Below are 19,571 nucleotides of genomic sequence, written 5' to 3' on the forward strand. Positions count from 1 at the left end.
CCGGAACGGCCGCTCGACCCTGACGCGGGCCCGTTACAGCGGTTCGCGCACGAGCTGAGGCAGTTACGCGCCGGGGCCCCTCGGTCCAGTTACCGCGAGTTGTCCAGGCGCGCGCACTACTCGGTGACCGCACTGTCCGAGGCGGCAGGTGGGGGGATCTTTCCCACACTGGCGGTCACCTTGGCCTATGTCGAGGCCTGCGGCGGCGACACCGACGCCTGGGAGAAGCTCTGGCGAGAGGTCGCCGCGGAGCTGGCCGCCGCCGACGGCGCGGAGGATCAGATGGACCAGGACGCGCCCTACCTCGGCCTGGTCACCTTCGATCCTGACGACGCGGACCGGTTCTTCGGCCGGCGTGAGCTGGTGAACGAACTCTCCGCGCGATTACGCGACACATCCCTGCTCGCGGTGTTCGGTGCCTCAGGAAGCGGCAAGTCCTCCCTGCTTCGAGCCGGCCTGCTTCCGGCGTTGAGGAACAGCGCCGGCGCGGAAGGCCAGGACCGGCCGACGCTCCTTCTCACGCCAGGCGCGCACCCCTTGGACGAACTCGCGGTGGGCCTGGCCAACCTCAGCGGAACCTCCGCCCCCTCCCTGTACGCCGACCTGGTGGCCAACCCTTCGAACGTCCGGCTGGCGATCGGTCAGATACTGGCGGGCAGGCCGAAGAGCGCGCGCATCGTGATCGTCGTCGACCAGTTCGAGGAGGTCTTCAGCCTCTGCGACGACCTGAAGGAGAGATCCCTCTTCCTGGACTCGCTGCTCGCCGCGGCGGAGGAGACCAACGATCGAGCCCGCGTCGTCCTGGGAATACGCGCGGACTTCTACGCCCGCTGCGCCGAACATCCGCCGCTGGTGGCCATGCTGCGCGACCGGCACCTGCTGATCGGTCCCATGGAGGACGACGACCTCCGGCAGGTGATCGTCGGCCCGGCGCTCCGGGCGGAGCTCACGGTCGAGCGGGCGCTCGTCGAGACCATCGTCAGCGACGCAAGAGGTGAGCCCGGCGCGCTGCCACTGATCTCCCACGCCCTGCTGGAGACGTGGAAGCGCCGTAGAGGCGGCACGTTGACGCTCGCGGGGTACCGGGACGCAGGAGGCATCCAGGGCGCCATCGCGCAGACCGCCGAGCAGATCTACGACGGGCTCGACGCCGGTGAGCGATCTCTGGCCAGGAACGCGTTCCTCCGCCTGACGGCGCTGGGGCAGGGAACCGAGGACACGCGCAGGCGCGTCCCGCCGGCGGAGCTGCTGGCGGGGCCGGACGGGGCGGCGATGGAGGCCGTACTGTCCCGGCTGACGGCGGCGCGGCTGCTCACCGTCGACGAGGACAGCGTCCAGGTGGCTCACGAGGCGGTGATCCGTTCCTGGCCGAGGCTGCGCGGCTGGCTCGCCGAAGACCGGGAACTCGTCCGGCTCCAGCGGCGGCTCACCGACGCCGCCACCGAGTGGGAGCAGCACGGCCGCGAGGACGAGCTGCTGTACCGGGGAACGCGACTGGCGGCCTGGGAGGACCGCGCGCTCGACCGGCTCAACGACCTGGAACACGCGTTCCTGGCGGCCAGCAGGGTACGCGCGCGCCAGGAGCGGGCGGCGGCGGGCCGTCGTGTGCGCGCGGCTGTGATCAGCCTGGTGATGGTGGCGGCCGTGGTCGGAGTGCTGGCCGTGATGGCGCTGGTGAACGCGAACCGGGCGGAGAGCGAGCGAGACCTCGCGTACTCGCGCCAGTTGGCGGCGTACGCGCGTGGCCAGCTCCAGCTGGACCCGCAGCTCGGGCTGCTGCTGGCCCGGCAGGCGTACGCGGTCAGCCCGACGGAGGAGGCCGCGGCGGTGCTCCGGCAGGCCACCGTCGACTCGCGGATCCGGCTCATCGTTCCCATCGCTGCGGGCAAGGTCTGCGGCGTCGCATTCAGCCCGGACGGGCGGCATCTGGCCGCCGGCAGCGGGGACGGCACCGTACGGGTCTGGCAGGTGTCCGCAGAAGGGCTGCCCACCGGCGATCCGGTGGTGCTGCGCGGCCATGCCGGGGAGGCGTGGAACCCCGTGTTCAGCCAGGACGGACGCTACCTGGCGACAGGCGGCGTCGACGGAACGGTCAGCGTGTCCGACTGGGCCGGCGGTGGCGATCCGCTGGTGCTGCGCGGCCACCATGGTCCGGTGTGGGGCGTCTCGTTCGCCCCCGACGGGCAGCGTCTGGCGAGTGCCGGGGACGACGGCACGGTGCGGATCTGGAAGGCACCGGACGGCGGCAGGTGGACCGGCGGTTCGTCCGGAGGAGGCGGTGCTCCCGAGGTGCTGCGCGGCCACGATGGGCGGGCTCTGCAGGTCGTGTTCAGCCCGGACGGCCGGAGACTGGCCAGCAGCGGCGGCGACGGCACTGTCCGGATCTGGGACCCGGCTGGTAAGGCGAGAACGGTCGTGCTGCGCGGCCACGAGAATTCTGTGGAAGGACTGCAATACAGCCCGGACGGGCGGAGCCTGGTCAGCGGCAGTACCGATGGCACGGTGCGGGTGTGGGACGTGACCGGACAGAATGCGCCAGCAGTGCTGCGGGGGCACGACGGCACGGTGGAGGGTGCGGCGGTCAGCCGCGACAGCCGGAGGATCGCCAGCGTGGGCAACGACGGCACGGTCCGGATCTGGAACATGGCCAGCAACATCGACCCGCTCGTTCTGCGCGGCCATCGCGGTACGACCTGGAACGCGTCGTTCAGCCCGGACGGGCGCACGCTGGCGAGCGCGAGCGATGACGGGACGATGCGGCTGTGGGACGTGGCGTACGCCGGTGACGCGAGGATCCTGCGAGGTCACACCGGGGGGACCGTGTACGACGCCGCGTTCAGCCCGGACGGGCGGCGCGTCGCCAGTGCCAGTGTCGACGGCACGATCCGCGTCCACGACATCGACGGCGCCGGCGACGCGCTGGTCCTGCGCGGCCACAAGGCGGACGTTCTCGGGGTCGCCTTCAGCCCGGACGGACGGCGACTGGCGAGCACAGGCGCTGACAGCACGGTACGGATCTGGCACGCCGACGGGACCGGCCAGGCTGTCGTGCTGCGCGGCCACAGTGGACACGTGTGGAACACCGCCTTCAGCCCGGACGGCACGCGGGTGGTCAGCGGAAGCGACGACGGCACCGTACGGGTCTGGCGCGCTGACGGGACCGGAGCGCCGGTCGTCATGGACAGCCCTCAGCGCCAGGTCCGGTATGTCGGGTTCAGCCCCGACGGGCGGCGAGTGGCGAGCGCAGGCGTGGACGGCACGATCCTGATCCAGAACGCCGACGGGACCGGTCGGCCTGTCATGCTGCGCGGCCACCAGGGCCTGGCGTGGTGCCTCGCCTTCGGCCCGGACGGGCGGCGGCTGGTCAGCGGGGGCAACGACGGCACGATCCGCATCTGGAACACCGACGGGACCGGAGACCCGATCGTCCTGCGCGGCCATCAGGGCGTGGTGTGGAGCGTCGGCTTCAGCCCGGACGGGCAGCAGGTCATCAGCAGTGGCAATGACAACACCGTGCGGATCTGGATGCCGGCCGAGAGGGCCGAGCCAGTGGTCTTCAGCGGCTCCGGCACGACGGTCAACGCCGTGAGGTTCAGCCCGGACGGGTGGCGGCTCCTCTCGACCTACGACGACGCCACGGTACGGATCTGGCACTGCGAGGTATGCGGCCCCATGCGCGAGGTCCAGGCACTGGCCGCCAAGCGCACCATTCGCGAACTGACTCCAGAAGAACGCAAGATCTACCTCGAACAATCCCCTTGACCGCAGTCGTGGAGGTGTCGTCACGGGCGACGAGGACGGGGTGAGGTGGAACTCGATACCGAGCTTCCTGCCGTGGCCGAGCCCGCGGACTTCACCCGGCCCAGCGTGTCGTTCGCACTAGTCGATCGGTCAGGAGCACTCGATGGAGCACGTTGTTGTCACCCCCGATCGCCGGCCTGATGAAGGGCTGCGCGCTTGCCCAGGAGGGCGTAGGTGATGGGATGCATGTTCGCCTCACTGCTGACCAGGAGATCGAATCCGAGATCGATTTGATTCTGGAGCGGACGGCGGGCTGAGTTTCTTCAGCTCGCATCCTTTTCGCCTCTCCCGGACGTGCACCCAGCTTTCGCAGCGAAGTCAACCCCGGTACCGATCCGGCATCCTGCACTGCCGCACGCCGGCCCTCGCGTGGCGGCCGGCGTGCGTCTCGAAGGGATCAGGCTATTTCCGGCGTCGCTGATTCAGTCCACGTAGACGTGCAGGACCCAGAAAGGATACGGGGTGCCCACGCCTCGAGGTTCGCAATAGTAATTGATGATTTCCCCGCGTGCGCGTAGGTCCTGGCCCGTGAGATGACAGGCCCGCTCGTTGGACCACGTACTGTGGACATACCAAAGATTGTATGTCGAGACGCTGTTGTCGGATGGTTTCGCGGCGGTGGCTTGCGGCGACGCGTTTGCGGTTCCGGCCAAGCCGAAGCCGAGCCCCGCCGCTACCAGGATGGTGGTGAACATCGCTTTGATCATGAATTCCTCCAGTTTCTGTTCGTTTTCATGAAGAGCGAGTTGCGCGCCGACACTGGAGATCCTTGACCTGGATGACGCGAGGGTCGAGGGCATAGGGTGGCCATTCGGCGGACATTTCGTATGCCACGCCCCGTGAGGCCGGTGAATGGCCGGTGCATGTCCGGTCCGTGACCTGGACCGCCGCTCTCCTGCGACCAAGAATGCGTTGTGGAGATAGGCGCATGAGACGGCGAGTGTTCGCCGTCGTGACTGAAAGGCGCGTCATGCACTCAATCCGCCGGCGCTCGATTCGGCTGACGATCATCGCGGCGATCTTCGCCGCCGGCCTGCCACTGGTCGCATCTCCCGCAACCGCTCGGTCGACCTCGATCCAACTGGTCCAGCTTCATGAGCTGGCAACCCCGATCGGCGGCTACTTCTACACCACCAGCGAGGCCGAGCGGGACTCGGCGATCCGTGATCATGGATTCGGGCCGGCGGGTGTGCAGGCGGCTCGTTACATCTCACGAACGGTGTTCAGCGGCGGGGTGGGGCTTCACCGCCTGCGTGCTGTCGACCGAGCCTCCTACATCCTCGCACTGCCGGGCGAGGCGGCCGCTCTCCAGAACAGCGGCGCTTTCGTGGACGAAGGTGTTCTGGGCTACGTCGACGAAGACGGGAAGTTCGACCCACCTCGGCTGCCGACCGGCGAACGACTTGCCTATGTGTGGCGGATCAGTAACTCGGGGGTCTGGCGTGCGGTGAACGCACGAGTGATGGATCAGTACTGCTACGAGATGACGCCCCCTTGGCATCTCGACGGCGTACTGACCTACGCCTGGGCCCTCGAGGGGGCGTGACACCGCTCAGACCACCCACCGCGCCGTCCAAGTGGCTAGCCGAATCGGCGAAGGACCACGCCGTACAAGCGATCCGTCGTCAGGTAGCCGGAGTGGCGGGAGTCGTGCGAACGGTCCGGGTTGTCGCCGAGAACGACCAGGTGACCGGCCGGGACCAGGGTGCCGGGTGCGGCCCGCAGGGCGGGGACGGTGTCGCGCGGAATGGGGTCGCCCGGCAGTGCCGCGACGCGCTTGATGATCCAGCGGAGCCTCAGCTCCGCCCCACCGGCCGGGACGAGGTCGCTGAGCACGACGACCTGCCCGGCCCGCAGCGCCCCGGCCCGCGCCCGCCGGACCAGCACCCGTTCCCCCGGCCGGTACGTCGGCAGCATGCTCTCCCCCTCGACGGTCACCACCAGGTACCGCCGCCGTACCCCGACGACCACGGCGAGAGCCACGGCCAGGGCCACGGTGAGGCCGAGAACGGCGACGAGGGCCGTCGCCCCGCTCACCGCGACGGCCCTCTCGCCTCGGCCGTCACGAATTCCCCGTCGTCCCGGTGCTCGGCCGCCACGTGTTCCGCGTCGTCCCGGTACCCGGCCGCCTGCCGGTCGAACAGCCGGGCGTACGTGCCGCCCACGGCCAGCAGCGAGGCGTGCGTGCCGGTCTCGATGACGACGCCGTCGGCCAGCACCACGATCCGCTCGGCGTCCCGGACCGCGCCGAGCCGGTGGGAGACGACGACGCTGGTGCGTCCGGACCGCAGCTCGGCGAGCCGGCGGTGCACCTCGTGCTCGGCCTCCGGGTCCAGGCCGGAGCTGGGCTCGTCGAGGATCATCAGGTCCCGGTCGCGGCGCAGGAATGCCCGGGCGAGCGCCAGCCGCTGCCATTGCCCGCCGGAGAGCAGCACGCCGGAGTCCGGGCCCTCCTCGTCCTCCTCCGAGGGGAATCCGCGGCTCAGCAGGGTGCGGTAGCCGTAGGGCAGGGCCGCCAGGGTGTCGTGGACACCGGCGTCCCGCGCGGCCTGCTCGATCCGCGCCGGGTCGGCCGCGGCCGGGAGGTCGCCGACCGCGATGTTGTCGGTGGCCGTCAGCTCGTACGGCACGAAGTCCTGGAAGGCGGCGCCGATGCGGGCGCGCAGCGTCTCCAGCGTGCTCGCCCGCGCGTCGCCGACGGCGTCGTAGCAGTCCGCCGCCTGCTTCCAGGCGTCGAGTGCGGCGGCGTCGCCCGCCTCCACGTGCGTCTCGCCCAGGCGGACCAGCGTCTCGGCGGCGGCGAGCGGGTCGTCGCAGCCGCGCAGCAACTCCGCCGCCCGCTCGAAGGCCGCCATCGCCCCCGCGAGGTCGCCGCTGAGGCGCAGGACGTGGGCGACGCTGTCCCAGGCGTGCCCCTCGCCCTGGGCGTACCCGAGGCCGGCCAGGAGCCGCTGCGCGCGGCGGCAGTCGGCCAGCGCCTCGTCGTACGCGCCGGTCTCGGCCTTCAGCCAGCCCGCGTTGTTGAGCGCCCGTGCCTCCCCGACGGCGTCGCCCGCGCTCCGGAACAGTGCCTGCGCGCACAGCGCCCGCTCCAGCGCCTCGCCGGGGTCCGTCGGGCTCAGCGCGACGCTCAGGCCCAGGAGGACGTGCGCGTGCAGCACCGGTTCGTCGAGGTCGCGGTGCCTTTCGGCGGCCTGCTCGAAGTGCTCGATCGCCTCGCGGCGCCGGCCGAGCCGGTAGTGGGCGCGGGCGGCGCTGTTGTGGCAGCGGGCTTCGGCCAGCCGGGCCTTGAGCCGCCGGGCCGCGTCGAGCGCCACCGCCTGGACGCGCAGGATCTCCTCCCACAGGCCACGCCGCTGCATGAACTCCGTGAACGCCCAAGCGAGCTGCCACGCCTGCCGGTCCAGCCCGGCCGCGGTCGCCTCGGCCAGCAGGGCCGGCAGCGCCACGACCTCGTCGGCGTACCAGCGCAGGGCCTCGGCCTCCCCGGCGAACCACTCGACCGCGACGCCCCGGGCGGGAGGTTCCGGGCGCAGGTCGTCGCGGTGCGGGTAGCACACGGTGTTGGCGGCGCACGCCGAGTGCAGGTAGTAGTCCAGCAGCCGGAGGGTCGCCGCGTGCCGGGCCGCCCGGCCGCCGGCGCCGCGTCCCTGCTCGGCCGCGTACGCCCGGAGCAGGTCGTGCAGGTGCAGGCGGCCGGGCGGACGAAGTTCGGCCAGGTTGGCGCGGTCGAGGTGCGCGGCCAGCTCCCGGGCGCGTGTCACCGGCAGGGCGGCCAGGCTCGCCGCCGCCGCCAGGGGCAGGTGCGGCCCGGGGTGCAGGCCGAGGCGGCGGAACAGTCCCGCCGCGGGGGCGGGCAGGTCGCGGTAGGAGCGCCCGAACACGCCGCGCAGGTCGACCGCCGGGTCGACGTCGGCGAACGGCTCCGGGCCCGCCACGGCCCGCTCCAGGTCCGCGGCGACCTCGGCCAGCGGCAGCTCGGGGCGCTGCGCCAGCCGGGCCGCGACGATCGCCAGCGCAAGCGGCAGCCGCCCGCAGCGCCGGATGATCAGCGCCGCCGCCTCCGGCTCCGCCGCCGGTCGCTCCTCGCCCAGCCACGTCACCAGCAGGTGGTACGCGTCGTCGCCCGGCAGGACGTCCAGGCGCATCAGGTGCGCGCCGGCCGTGACGGCGAGTCCGGCCAGCTCGGCGCGGCTGGTCACCACCGTCAGGCATCCCGGCGCGGTGGCCAGCAGCGGGCGGACCTGGGCGGCGCCCCTCGCGTCGTCGAGCACCACGAGAACCCGCCGACCGGCCAGCAGGCTGCGGTAGAGCCCGACCTGCGCCTCGGACCCGGACGGCACCTGCGCCTCCGGCACCCCCAGCGCGCTGAGGAAGCGCGGCAGGACCACGGACGCGTCGTCGGCGTCCACCCCGCTGAGATCTGCGTAGAGCTGCCCGTCGGGGAAGCGGTCGCGGTGCAGGTGGGCCCAGCGCAGCGCGAGCGACGACTTGCCCACCCCGGGCGGTCCGGAGATGGCGCAGACGGCCGCGGTGACCGGCCGTTCGCCGCAAGCGATCACGGCCAGCCGGTCGAGCTCGGCAGCCCTGCCGACGAAGCACCTCAGTCCGACCGGTAGCTGCGCCGGGACCACGCCGACGGGCTCGGGCGGGGCGCCGGAGCGCAGCAACGTCCGGTGCGCCTGCTGGAGGGACGCGCCCGGCTCGACGCCCAGCTCCTCGTCGAGCGTCCGGCGCACGTGCGCGAAGTGCGCCAGGGCCTCGGCGGTGCGCCCGCACGCGTGGAGCGCCTCGATCAGCGGCGCCGCCTGATCCGGCAAGCCCGCGGCCTGTTCGGCGAGGACGCGAAAGCGGCGCACGTCTGCGAGCGACGTATGCCCGAAATATGGTGCAAGATCAACCTGAATATGGGGCGCTGTCCGCGAGCACGACCATCCGCACCGGCTCGCACTCCCCGATGAGAAAGGATCACATGTCCGAGGAAATGATCAGCCGCCGCAAGCTCATCACCATGGGTTCCGCGGCCGCCGGCAGCGTGTTAGGGCTCTCGCTCGTCCCGGCCGAAGCCCAGGCCGCCTCCAGGGCCCGCGCCCGCCGCAGCGCGGCCACGTGGGAGAACCTCGTCGAGAAGTCCTCCTTCAGCAGCACCACGGCCTTCAACCAGGAGTGGAACTACAACTACCCCTGGGGCAACATGCACAACGGCGCCGCCAAGATGCTCCCGGGGCAGGTCTCGCTCTCCGGCGGCGTGCTGACCCTGACCGCGACCCGGCTGAGCCAGTCCACGGAGAAGAGCCCCAGCGCACCGCAGGCTCCGATCTGGTGGAACTCCGGCACCGTCCACGCCAAGGAACAGATCATCGTCAACGATCAGTTCCCCGAGTACGACATCGAGGGCGAGTTCCGCACCCAGACCGGGCAGGGCATCTGGCCCGCGTTCTGGACGACCGGCATCGCCCCGAACTGGCCCCCGGAGAGCGACATCCTCGAGTACGTCGGCGACTCCACGAACCTGTTCAACACCTGGACCAAGGAGGCCGGCGAGAACGACCCCGCCGAACGCTACGAGCTCAGCGGCCACAACCCTGACACCTGGCACAAGTACCGGGTCTGGATGACGAAGGACGGCAACGACGTCCTCCTCGACTACTACTTCGACGGGGTGTGGAAGGCGAGCCACCGGGGCGTCGGCTGGGCCGGCATCCCGCAGTACCTGATCATGAACCTGCAGATGGGTTCCTGGGCTTCGGGGATCGAGAAGACCGACCCGCGCTGGGCCCAGCAGCCGGGCCCCTCCGGCAACACCTACTTCCGGGCGCGCAACGTGTGGTTCGGACGTACGCGTAACTGGTAGGTCCTTGGCCGGACGTCATCACGGCCGCGCCGCCCGAGCCCGCGCTCCCCGTGGGCATCGCCGGTGTTCGTCCACTGCGTGTCGGCCTCAGGCTGGGAGACGTCGGCGAGGAGGCGTCCCCAGCCGGAAGCCGCCGCCCGCCTTGGGCGTCACAGGCTCCCGGACGATCGTGGATGCTTCGCGGCAAGGGCCGTCTCGGCCATGACGCGTCGCATGTCCGCGACGGCGCGCAGCGTCCCGCGCACGGTGCCGGTCACCTTGGAGCGTCCCGTCCGCGGCAGGTAGGGCACGTCCACCTCGGCGATCCGCCAGCCGGCCGCGGCGGCACGCAGCACCATCTCCAGGGGGTAGCCGAAGCGGCGGTCGGTCAGGCCGAGCGCCAGCAGCGACGCGCGCCTGGCGGCCCGCATGGGGCCGAGGTCGTGCAGGGGCGCGCCCGTGCGGCGGCGCAGGCCGCGGGCGAGGACGGCGTTCCCCAGCCGGGCGTGCGGGGGCCAGGTCCCCGCGGCCCCCGGCACGCGGCGTCCGAGGACGAGGTCGGCGCGTCCGTCGAGCACCGCGGCGGTCACCCGCGGGAGCTGGGCGGGGTCGAGCGAGGCGTCGGCGTCCATGAAACAGACGACCTCGGCGAGGGAGGCCAGCAGTCCGGTGTGGCAGGCGGCGCCGAAGCCGCGCCTGGGTTCGTCGACCACCCGGGCGCCGAGGTCACGCGCGATCCGCGCGGAGCGGTCGGTCGAGCCGTTGTCGACCACGATCGGGCGGTAGCCGTCGGGCATGCGCCCGAGCACCCAGCCGAGCGCGGCCTCCTCGTTCAGGCAGGGCAGGATCACGTCGATCGTCATGACCGGGCGAACTCCTTCATGCCCGCGTCGAAGCCGATCTCGGCGCGGAAGCCGAGCTCGGTCTCGGCTCGTCCGGGGGAGGCGACGATGTGGCGGACGTCGCCGAGACGGAAGTTCCCGGTGATCCGCGGGCTCGGCCCGCCCCGTTCGGCGGCCAGCGCGCGGGCCATCTCACCCACGGTGTGCGGGGTGCCGGAGGCGATGTTCCAGGCCCGCAGCTCGCCCGGCCGGGCGGGCGCCGCCACGGCCGCGAGGTTCGCCCTGGCCACGTCGCGTACGTGGACGAAGTCACGGAGCTGACAGCCGTCCTCGAAGACCTGTGGCGCCCGGCGCGCCTGGAGTTCGGATCGGAAGATCGCCGCCACACCGGCGTAGGGGGTGTCGCGCGGCATGCGCGGCCCGTAGACGTTGTGATACCTCAGCGCCGCCGCGCTCCCGCCCGTCTCCCTGGCCCAGTTGGCGGCCAGGTGCTCCTGCGCGAGCTTGCTGGTGGCGTACGCGTTGCGCGGATCGGGTGGCGCGTCCTCCTCGATCACCGCGCAGCGCACCGGCTCGCCGCACCGGGGGCAGACCGGGTCGAACCGGCCCTCCTCCAGGTCGTGGACGGCACGCGGCCCCGGCCTGACCGGGCCGTGCGCGGCGCACTCGTAACGACCCTCGCCGTAGACCACCATCGAGGACGCCAGCACCAGCCGCCCGACCGCGTGCCTGGCCATGGCGGCCAGGAGGACGGCAGTGCCGTACACGTTGACGGAGGCGTACTCGGGCAGGTCGGAGACGTCCACGCCGAGGCCCACCTTGGCCGCCTGGTGCACGACGACATCGACGCCCGGCAGCAGCGTGTCCAGGATCTCCGCGTCGCGCACGTCGGCGCCGTCCCGCAGATCCAGGCCGGCGACGTCGTGACCCGCGGCCTCCAGCGCCTCGGCGACGTGTCCACCGATGAACCCGGCCGAACCGGTGACCAGCACTCTCACGCCACCGACCGTAGCCCGTCGCCTCGGCCACGCCGAGGCTGCGTAAGCGGTTCGTAAGGGTTCTTACGGAGGGCGAACAGCGGCCGCCGTCACGGTGCCGGAGCGGCCCCGGGATGCCAGGCTGCCGCTGTGAGCCGAAGCTTGCTCGTCGTCAGCGGGACCCTCGTCGCCCTGGGGGCCGTCCTGCTCAGGATGGTGGCCGGGCCGCCCGGCCTCGGTTGGTACCTGCTGGCCTGGGCGCTGTTCGCCGCCGCCGTGTGGCTGGCCCGGCGGGTGCCGGAGCGGCGGCTCGGCGCGCTGGTCGTCGCCGGCGGGATCGGGCTGGCCGCGACCGGGCTGGCGGCCCCGCCGAACAGCAGCACCGACTCCTTCCGGTACGCGTGGGACGGCCGGGTGCAGGCCGCGGGCATCTCCCCCTACGACCACCCGCCGGCCGACCCGATGCTCGTCCGGCTGCGCGACGACTGGCTCTTCCCGCCCGGCTGCGGCGCTCCCGACCTGTGGACACTGCCCGGGGGCGGTTGCACGCGGATCAACCGGCCCACCGAGCCCACGATCTACCCGCCGGTCGCGCAGGGGTACTTCCTGCTGATCCACTGGCTGTCGCCGGAGGGTTCCCGGCACAAGGTCCTCCAGGTCGGCGGCTGGGTGATGGCCGTGCTGGTGCTGGCGGCACTGAGCCGGGCCGCGGGCGCCCGCCGGACGGCGTACTGGGCGTGGTGCCCGGCGGTGCCGGTCGAGGCGGTGAACAACGCGCATGTCGACATGCTCGCCGTGCTGCTGGTGGTACTGGCCTTCAGCACCGTCCGCGCCGGTCGCGCCCGCGGCGCGCTGCTCGGCGCGGCCGTGGCGGCCAAGCTGCTGCCCGCGACGGCGCTCCCCGGCGCCCTGTCCGGCGTGCTGGCCGACGGCGTGGCGTGGCGCCGCGTCCTCGGCGTCGTGGTGCCCGCCGTTCTCGTCGTGGCGCTGTCCTACCTGCCCTACGTGCTGGCCTCGGGGGCCTCGGTCGTGGGATACCTGCCGGGCTATCTCAAGGAGGAACGCTACGACGGTCCCGGCGGCGGCAACCGCTACGCGGTCCTGCGGCTGTTCATGCCGGACTCGTGGGCCCCTTATGCCGCGGTCGCGCTGCTCGGCCTGGTAGCGCTCCTCGTCATGCGGTACGGCGACGCCGACCGGCCCTGGCGGGGGGCGCTGCTGGTCAGCGGCTCGCTCCTGCTGCTGTTCACCCCCGGCTACTCCTGGTACGCGCTGCTGGTCGTCGCGCTGACCGCCATGGACGGACAGGGGGAATGGCTCGGCGTGGCCCTGGCCGGCGCGGTCGCCTACACCGCCGGCCCGGCCGCCCCCGGCAGCCTGGGGACCCCCTTCTACGCGGCGGCCGCGCTGGCCGTGCTGATCGGCTGGGCCGTACGCCGGTCCCGCCAGGTGGAGGTACGGCAATGAACCCGCAGATCGTGATCATCGCCAAGGAGCCGCTGCCCGGGAGGGTCAAGAGCCGGCTGACCCCGCCGTACAGCCCCGTCGAGGCCGCCGCCCTCGCGGAGGCGGCGCTCCGCGACAGCGTGCGCGCCGTCGCCGCGGCTCCGGCCACCCAGCGGGTGATCGCCCTGGACGGGCTGCCGGGCCGCTGGCTGCCCCCGGGATTCGTGGTGATCCCGCAGCGCGGCGACGGCTTGGACGAGCGCCTGGCGGCGGCCTTCACCGACGCCCGCCGGCTGCGGCCGGACCCTGTCGTGCTGATCGGCATGGACACCCCGCAGGTCACCCCCGCGCTGCTGCGCGAGGCCGGGGAGGCGCTGGAACGGCACGACGCGGTGTACGGCCCGGCCGCCGACGGCGGCTTCTGGCTGCTCGGCCTGCGCCGGCCGGACCCGGCGCTGCTCCTGGGGGTGCCCATGTCGCATCCGGAGACCGGCAAGCACCAGCTCGACCGGCTGGAACGCGCCGGGCTGGCCGTTCACCACCTGCCCGAGCTGACCGATGTCGACACCGCGGCGGACGCCGTCGCGGTGGCCGCCGAGGTGCCCGCGTCGTGTTTCGCAGCCGCGCTGCGGGAGCTGGGCCGATGATCGGGGAGCTCTACGCGGACGCCCTCGCGGGGGAGGGCGCCGAGATCGAGTACGTGGACGGCACCCGCGTCACGCTGGAGACCGCGCGTTGGTTCGAGCCGATCGACGGGGATGAGGAGTTCCTGAGCCGCTGCTCCAGCCCCACGCTGGACGTCGGCTCCGGTCCCGGACGTCTCACGGCGGCGTTGACCCGGCGCGGGATCCGCTCGCTCGGCATCGACATCACACCGCGGGCCGTCGCCCTGACCCGCCGCGCCGGAGGGTTCGCCCTGCTCCGGGACGTCTTCCAGGACGTGCCCGGCAGCGGCCACTGGGCGACGGCGCTGCTCGCCGACGGCAACATCGGCATCGGCGGCAACCCCGAAGCGCTGCTGCACAGGGTCAGGCAGCTTCTTCGGCCGGGAGGTACGGTCCTGGCCGAGGTCGCGCCGGCCGGGACACGAAGCCGGGTCGACCGGCTCCGGCTACGCCGGGGGCCGCTTGTCGAGGAATGGTTCAGCTGGGCGACCGTTTCGGTGAGCGACATCCGGAGGGTCGCGCTGGCCGCCGGGTTCGTCGAGGTCGACTGCTGGACCGCGCAAGGCCGCTGGCTGGCACGCCTCCGCTAGACCCGCCCCGGCCGGCGTCCGGCGTCGGCTGAGCGGGCCGGGGGCGGGAGAGGGGGTCACGGATGCCCGACACGCCGGGCGAACCCACCCGTGGCGGGGTGGAGGACGGCGAGGTGGGGGCACGGGCTCGGTGTCAGTCGATGGCCTGGTAGAGCGTGGTCCAGAAGTCGTGCATCAGCTGCACCGGATCCGGGACGGACGCCCCGACCTGGGTGAGCAGGATTCCGGTGATCTGGTTGGCCGGGTCGGCGTAGGTCGAGGTGCCGCTGCCGCCGTCCCAGCCGAACTGGCCGATGGGCGCGTAGTCGCCGCGGTAGGTGCGCACCGCCATCCCGAAGCCCCAGCCGCCGTGCTGCCCTTGGCCGTGCGAGATGTGGACGCTGTCGCGGGCCAGAGCGGTGCGGGCGGCGTTCTGCTCGGGCGTGAGCTGGTTGGTGGTCATCAGCTCGACGGCGGGCCGGGACAGGATCCGCTGGTTGCCGTGCGTCCCGCCGTTGAGCAGCATCCGGAAGTAGGCGTGGTAGTCGTCGGCGGTGGAGACCAGCCCGCCGCCGCCGCCCTGGAACGCCGGAGGCCGGCTCCAGCGTCCCCCCTTGGCCTCGTCCCACACGAGGAACTCGCCGGTCTGCGGGTCGGGGGCGTACAGGGTCGGCAGCCGGTCGATCTTGTCGTCGGGCACGTGGAAGGCGGTGTCCTTCATGCCGAGGGGGTCGAAGATGCGCTCGCGCAGGAACGTCTCGAACGACTGGCCGGTGACCCTGGCCACCAGCACGCCGAGCAGGTCGTTGCTGATGTGGTACTGCCAGCGCTCGCCGGGCTGGTGCATCAGCGGAAGCGCGCCGAGGCGGCGCATCCACTCGTCCGGCTCGGGCATCGGCTCCGGCAGGTTGGGCGTGAGTCCCTGCTCGAAGATCGCGCCCATGATCGGGCTGCCCAGCGCCGTCATGTCCATGCCGAGCCCGAACGTGGAGGTCAGCACGTCCCGTACGGTGATCGGCCGCCGCGCCGGGACGGTGTCGTCCAGCGGACCGTCGATCCGCTTGAGCACCTGCCGGTCGGCCAGTTCCGGCAGCCACTGATCCACCGGGTCATCCAGCCGCAACCGGCACTCGTCCAGCAGGACCATCGCCGCCGCCATCGAGACCGGCTTGGACGTCGAGGCCATCCGGAAGATCGTGTCCCGGCTCATCGCCGCGCCACCGTCATGCCGCATCGTCCCGATCGCCTCGACATGCGTCTCATCACCCCGGCTGACCAGGGCGACGACCCCGGGGATCTTCCCCGAGTCGACATGCCGCGCCAGCACCTCACGCAGCCTGCGCAGCCCTGCTTCGGAGAAGCCGTTGTTGTTGTTTCCCATCATGAATCTCCTCGCCTACAGCGTTCGATCAGTCGGAGCCGCCCCGGCGTAGTGCTCGGCGGGCGCGGCGGATCAAGCATTCCCGGTCATGGGGACTCCCTCTGCGGCGTCATCGGCATCCGCCGCTGTTCGGGAATCTCTGAACGTCTACGACCCTACATTGCGTTCATTCTTTCGTCAACGAGCTATGAGAGCATCTTGCCCGCTGTATCTGCGAGATCGGACTTCCTTTGCAATGAGTGTGACGCCAAACGCAATGAAGGATCATGATCGTGCTTTGCAATGAACTACAGGGGGACTCATACTGTGCAGCGGGGCGTGCGGGCGCAGGGCTCCGCGCATGTCGACAGCTGGGAGACGAGCACCGATGCCCGGAGGCAGACTCACGAACGAGGACCGTCAGCACATCGCTGCGGCGCTGGCCGAAGGGCTCGGATACGCGGAGATCGGCCGGCGTCTGGGGCGGCCCGCCTCGACCATCATGCGGGAGGTCATCCGCAACGGCGGCCCCGACGATTACGGGGCGGACCGGGCGCACGAGGCCACACGGCACCGTGCGCGCCGGCACAAGCAGCCTCAGCCTCCGGCCCCGCCGACACCCGACAGCGCCCATGGGCGCGACCCCCGAGCGGTGCAGGACTTCACGGAGTCCTTCACGGCTCTGCTCGTCCAGCAGGGCCTGCCCCGGATGGAGGCAAGGGTGCTGGCCTGCCTGTACGTCACTGACTCCGGCGCTCTCACCGCCGCTGACCTGGTCCAGCGGCTTCGCGTCAGTCCGGCGTCGGTCTCGCACGCCGTCGCCTTCCTCGAACAGCAGGGAATGCTGAGCCGGGAACGGGCCCCCGGGGCGCGGCGCGAACGCTATGTCATCGACGATGAGATCTGGCTTCGGAGCATGCTCGCGGCTCTGCAGATGAACGACGCCCTGGTGGCCGCATCGCGGCGCGGGGCCGAGATACTCGGGGCCGGCACCCCGGCGGGCGCCCGCTTCCAGTCATCCGCCGAACTCCTGCTCCTCGTGAGCGAGGCCTTCCGGCAGGTCATGGAGCGGTGGCGGCACAGCCACGCCACCGGGAGCGCCCAGGTCTCGACGCCCTCGCCCGGCTCTTCCACCTGGACCTCGGCACCCGAACCCCGTGCTACCTGAGCGAGATCCTCGACCCCACCATCGACGACGGATCGGTCACCGAGCTTCCTGATCCAGGTGGCCGTGAGCCTCCGCCGACAGGTCCTGCCAGTCCGCCCAGGTCTTGAGCCGGTCGGCGTAGGCCTGCTGGATCATCGGGTAGAAGCCCTGGCCGAACAGCACCCGCAGGGGCGGGTTGCCGGAGTCGACGAGCTTGAGCAGGGCCTGGGCCGCGGCGGCCGGGTCGCCGGCGGGCTGCTTTCCGGCGACCGCGCCGAGACGTCGGCGGAGACCGTCGTAGGCCGGGGCGGGCTTCGTTCAGGCCTTCGAGGGCCCACTTGGAGGCGTGATAGGCGCCGCCGAGCGGCATGGCGATGACCCCGGCCGCCGAGGACAGCTGGATGATGTGCCCCGAGCGCTGCTCGCGCAGGTAGGGCAGCGCGGCCTGGATCACCCACACCGCGCCGAACAGGTTCGTCTCCAGCTGGTCGCGCAGTTCCTGCTCGGTCAGCTCCTCGATCGCGCCGACCTGGGCGTAGCCGGCGTTGTTCACGATGACGTCGAGCCGGCCGAAGTGCTCCTTGGCCCGTTTGACGCCCTCGAAGACGGCGGCCTTGTCGGCCACGTCCAGCTCCAGCGGGAGCACCGCGTCGCCATGGACGGCGACCAGTTCGTCGAGGCTTCCGATGTTCCGGGCGGTCGCGGCCACCCGGTCGCCGCGGGACAGGGCGGCCTCGACGAAGTTGCGGCCGAGGCCGCGGGACGAGCCGGTGACGAACCAGACCTTGCTCATGATGTCTTTCCGTTCTGCTGCGGTGGCGGTTGTGCGGCGGTCATCACGCAACGGGGCCGAGGCGATCACTCGTGGAGTCGTGTGCCACGCGGATCGTTCGCGCCGCGTCCTGACGAACATGAGGCGCCGGCGCCCGGGTCCCTGTGACAGTGCCGTCATGTGATGTGCGTCACCTGTCACGGGTGTCACACGGCGGCCGGGGCCGGCGTCTTGTGCGTGGAGCACAGTTGAGGCTGAGGACGTACAGGCAGGAGCCGGGCATGAACGAGCGCAGCGAGCCGACGAAGGGCACAGCCGAGCCGATCGCTGGTGCCGGCCGGATGGACTCCGCCACCGAGGCGTTCGTCGCCCACCGCAGCCTGCTGTTCACCGTCGCGTACGAGATGCTCGGATCGGCGGCCGACGCCGAGGACGTCCTCCAGGAAACCTGGTTGCGCTGGATGAAGGTCGACATGGAGCAGGTGCGCGACCAGCGCGCCTACCTGGTCCGGATCGCGACCCGGCGGTCGCTGGACCGGCTGCGCACCATGAGGCGCCGCAAGGAGGCGTATGTCGGCCCCTGGCTCCCCGAGCCGCTGCTCACCGCGCCGGACGTCGCCGAGGACGCCGAGCTCGCCGAGAGCGTGTCGATGGCGCTCATGCTCGTCCTCGAGACGCTCTCACCGACCGAGCGCGCCGTCTTCGTGCTGCGCGAGGCCTTCGACGTCGGCTACGACGAGATCGCGGCCGCCGTCGACAAGAGCCCCGCGGCCGTCCGCCAGATCGCGCACCGCGCCCGCCGGCACGTCGAGGCCCGCCGCCCTCGCGAGGTGGTCTCCGCCGGCCAGACCCGGGCGGCTCTGGAGTCGTTCCGGCGCGCGCTGGAAACCAACGACCTGCAGGGCCTGCTCGACGTGCTCGCCCCCGAGGTCGTCCTCATCAGCGACGGCGGCGGCGTCAAACAGGCCGCGCCGCGGCCGATCACCGGTGCCGAGAAGGCGGCCCGCTTCATCGTCGGCGGCGTCGGCAAGGCCCAGGTCGCGCTCACCGGTGACCCCACCGTGGTCAACGGCAACCCGGCACTCGTCCTGCGCGTGGACGGCGAGGTCGACGGCGTCATGGCGGTCCGGGTCGAGGACGCCCGCATCACCGGCCTCTACTACGTCCGCAACCCGCAGAAGCTGACCCGCATCGCATCCGAGACCCCGCTCACTCTGCGATGAACACCGTCGGCGCGACCTGGACCTGACGGTGGCGCGAGAGGATGCTCGGTCCCCCGGCGTACCCGCGGGCCTGGGCCGGACGTCCTCCCGGCCTCGTCATCGATCTCCAGCGAGTCGCGCCCGTGCCGCCGCCGCGATCTCGCCGGCCTGGCGTCGGATCTCGTCGTCGGTCGGCGGCGTGCCTTCGTGGACGGCCTGCGCGACGGCCCACGGCTCCTGGTGCGTGTTGATCGGCGGCATTCCGCATTCGGTCAGCACCTGACGTGCCAAGGATGTACGGGATGAAGCCCCGCGGCCAGGGGGCCGGTCATCTGCCGCGCAGTCCTCGGATCATGGTGTCGAAGGCGTCGTCCCAGTGGCGGCGCGCCTCGTCGGCGTCGCCGAGCGCGCCCCGCAGGTGGAGGCTGCACAGTCCGTGCGCGAGGGCGTTGAGCCTGACGGCGAGGTCGTGGGGATCGGCGGGGGCGAAGGCGCCTTCCCGCACGCAGCGGGCGACGGCGGCGACGAGGGTGTCGAAGGTCGGCTGGATCAGCGCGGCGGTGGCGGCGTCGGGCTGGAAGGCGGGGATCGGCCGCCCGAACATCAGCTCGTACAGGTGCGGGTTGGCCAGGGCGCTGGCGCGGTAGGCGTGGCCGAGGGCGAGGAGGTCGGCGACCGGGTCGCCGGTGCGGGGGGCGGCGGTGAAGGCCGCGGCGAGACGTTCGAACCCGGCCAGGAACATCTCGCGGACCAGGCCGGCCTTGTCGCCGAAGAGGTTGTAGACGGCCGTGGTCGACACCCCTGTCTCCTGGGCGACGCGGCGGGTGGTCAGCGCCGCCGGGCCTTCGGTGGCCAGGAGCCGGCCGCCGGCGTCGACGAGCTCGTGGCGGAGCTCCTCGTAGTCACGGTTTCTAGGTCTTGCCATAGCCGCAAAGGTACCATAACGTTGTTACATAA

18 protein-coding genes are annotated in these 19,571 nt (G+C 71.9%); 9 read left to right on the forward strand and 9 right to left on the reverse strand.

The features are described 5' to 3' along the window. The first annotated feature begins 180 nt into the window (after window positions 1-180). Both AB0H81_RS06005 and AB0H81_RS06010 read left to right on the forward strand, forming a co-directional pair. Complete coding sequence (locus tag AB0H81_RS06005; RefSeq protein WP_358369862.1) at window positions 181-3,762, forward strand: hypothetical protein; 3,582 nt, start codon at window positions 181-183, stop codon at window positions 3,760-3,762. Between the two features lie 155 nt (window positions 3,763-3,917). Further along, entirely contained in the window at window positions 3,918-4,058 is a 141-nt protein-coding gene (locus AB0H81_RS06010) for a hypothetical protein (protein WP_358369865.1), read from the forward strand. 165 nt (window positions 4,059-4,223) lie between these two features. Here AB0H81_RS06010 and AB0H81_RS06015 read toward each other — a convergent pair whose 3' ends face one another. After that, complete coding sequence (locus tag AB0H81_RS06015) at window positions 4,224-4,508, reverse strand: hypothetical protein (protein WP_358369866.1); 285 nt, start codon at window positions 4,506-4,508, stop codon at window positions 4,224-4,226. A gap of 233 nt (window positions 4,509-4,741) precedes the next feature. Here AB0H81_RS06015 and AB0H81_RS06020 point away from each other — a divergent pair, with 233 nt between their 5' ends. Next, window positions 4,742-5,347: a hypothetical protein gene (locus AB0H81_RS06020; protein ID WP_358369869.1), complete on the forward strand. Its 606-nt coding sequence runs from the start codon at window positions 4,742-4,744 to the stop codon at window positions 5,345-5,347. A 35-nt stretch (window positions 5,348-5,382) separates the two neighbouring features. Here AB0H81_RS06020 and AB0H81_RS06025 read toward each other — a convergent pair whose 3' ends face one another. Beyond that, window positions 5,383-5,838, reverse strand: a complete 456-nt coding sequence (locus AB0H81_RS06025) for a S26 family signal peptidase (protein ID WP_358369872.1) — start codon at window positions 5,836-5,838, stop codon at window positions 5,383-5,385. Next, entirely contained in the window at window positions 5,835-8,660 is a 2,826-nt protein-coding gene (locus tag AB0H81_RS06030; protein ID WP_358369874.1) for a BTAD domain-containing putative transcriptional regulator, read from the reverse strand. Before AB0H81_RS06030 ends, AB0H81_RS06025 begins: the two co-directional genes overlap by 4 nt. Window positions 8,661-8,773: 113 nt before the next feature. Between AB0H81_RS06030 and AB0H81_RS06035 the strand changes: the two genes are divergently transcribed. Beyond that, complete coding sequence (locus tag AB0H81_RS06035; RefSeq protein WP_358369876.1) at window positions 8,774-9,655, forward strand: family 16 glycosylhydrolase; 882 nt, start codon at window positions 8,774-8,776, stop codon at window positions 9,653-9,655. 149 nt (window positions 9,656-9,804) lie between these two features. On the opposite strand, the gene AB0H81_RS06040 is transcribed toward AB0H81_RS06035, so the two are convergent. Together AB0H81_RS06040 and AB0H81_RS06045 are read right to left on the reverse strand one after the other, a co-directional pair. Continuing rightward, window positions 9,805-10,497: a glycosyltransferase family 2 protein gene (locus AB0H81_RS06040; RefSeq protein WP_358369879.1), complete on the reverse strand. Its 693-nt coding sequence runs from the start codon at window positions 10,495-10,497 to the stop codon at window positions 9,805-9,807. Next, a complete protein-coding gene (locus tag AB0H81_RS06045; RefSeq protein ID WP_358369881.1) occupies window positions 10,494-11,474 on the reverse strand; it encodes an NAD-dependent epimerase/dehydratase family protein in 981 nt (326 codons plus the stop codon). The genes AB0H81_RS06040 and AB0H81_RS06045 overlap by 4 nt, the downstream gene beginning before the upstream one ends. A 129-nt stretch (window positions 11,475-11,603) precedes the next feature. Between AB0H81_RS06045 and AB0H81_RS06050 the strand changes: the two genes are divergently transcribed. From AB0H81_RS06050 to AB0H81_RS06060, 3 genes are read left to right on the forward strand one after another with little or no spacing between them, the layout of a single operon-like run. Next, a complete protein-coding gene (locus AB0H81_RS06050; RefSeq protein WP_358369884.1) occupies window positions 11,604-12,920 on the forward strand; it encodes a glycosyltransferase 87 family protein in 1,317 nt (438 codons plus the stop codon). Continuing rightward, entirely contained in the window at window positions 12,917-13,546 is a 630-nt protein-coding gene (locus AB0H81_RS06055; protein WP_358369886.1) for a TIGR04282 family arsenosugar biosynthesis glycosyltransferase, read from the forward strand. The genes AB0H81_RS06050 and AB0H81_RS06055 overlap by 4 nt, the downstream gene beginning before the upstream one ends. Then, window positions 13,543-14,154 carry a methyltransferase domain-containing protein gene (locus AB0H81_RS06060; protein WP_358369888.1) on the forward strand — a complete coding sequence of 204 codons (612 nt, stop codon included), beginning with the start codon at window positions 13,543-13,545 and terminating at the stop codon, window positions 14,152-14,154. The genes AB0H81_RS06055 and AB0H81_RS06060 overlap by 4 nt, the downstream gene beginning before the upstream one ends. A 133-nt stretch (window positions 14,155-14,287) precedes the next feature. Here AB0H81_RS06060 and AB0H81_RS06065 read toward each other — a convergent pair whose 3' ends face one another. Further along, window positions 14,288-15,514 carry a serine hydrolase domain-containing protein gene (locus AB0H81_RS06065; RefSeq protein WP_358370056.1) on the reverse strand — a complete coding sequence of 409 codons (1,227 nt, stop codon included), beginning with the start codon at window positions 15,512-15,514 and terminating at the stop codon, window positions 14,288-14,290. A 367-nt stretch (window positions 15,515-15,881) separates the two neighbouring features. On the opposite strand from AB0H81_RS06065, the gene AB0H81_RS06070 reads away from it, so the two are divergent. Beyond that, window positions 15,882-16,661 carry a helix-turn-helix domain-containing protein gene (locus AB0H81_RS06070; RefSeq protein WP_358369890.1) on the forward strand — a complete coding sequence of 260 codons (780 nt, stop codon included), beginning with the start codon at window positions 15,882-15,884 and terminating at the stop codon, window positions 16,659-16,661. Here the strand turns inward: AB0H81_RS06070 and AB0H81_RS06075 are convergent. Next, the gene (locus AB0H81_RS06075; protein WP_358369893.1) at window positions 16,654-17,433 is read right to left on the reverse strand and encodes an SDR family NAD(P)-dependent oxidoreductase; all 780 of its coding nucleotides are present in this window, start codon (window positions 17,431-17,433) and stop codon (window positions 16,654-16,656) included. The genes AB0H81_RS06070 and AB0H81_RS06075 overlap by 8 nt on opposite strands. A 260-nt stretch (window positions 17,434-17,693) precedes the next feature. Here AB0H81_RS06075 and AB0H81_RS06080 point away from each other — a divergent pair, with 260 nt between their 5' ends. After that, complete coding sequence (locus AB0H81_RS06080) at window positions 17,694-18,635, forward strand: RNA polymerase sigma-70 factor (protein WP_358369895.1); 942 nt, start codon at window positions 17,694-17,696, stop codon at window positions 18,633-18,635. A gap of 96 nt (window positions 18,636-18,731) precedes the next feature. Here AB0H81_RS06080 and AB0H81_RS06085 read toward each other — a convergent pair whose 3' ends face one another. Further along, on the reverse strand, window positions 18,732-18,905 hold the full coding sequence (locus AB0H81_RS06085) for a hypothetical protein (protein WP_358369898.1): 174 nt from the start codon (window positions 18,903-18,905) through the stop codon (window positions 18,732-18,734). 37 nt (window positions 18,906-18,942) lie between these two features. Beyond that, on the reverse strand, window positions 18,943-19,539 hold the full coding sequence (locus tag AB0H81_RS06090; protein ID WP_358369900.1) for a TetR/AcrR family transcriptional regulator: 597 nt from the start codon (window positions 19,537-19,539) through the stop codon (window positions 18,943-18,945). Window positions 19,540-19,571: the final 32 nt, after the last annotated feature.

Source organism: Nonomuraea sp. NPDC050691, assembly GCF_040654455.1.
GTDB lineage: Bacteria > Actinomycetota > Actinomycetes > Streptosporangiales > Streptosporangiaceae > Nonomuraea.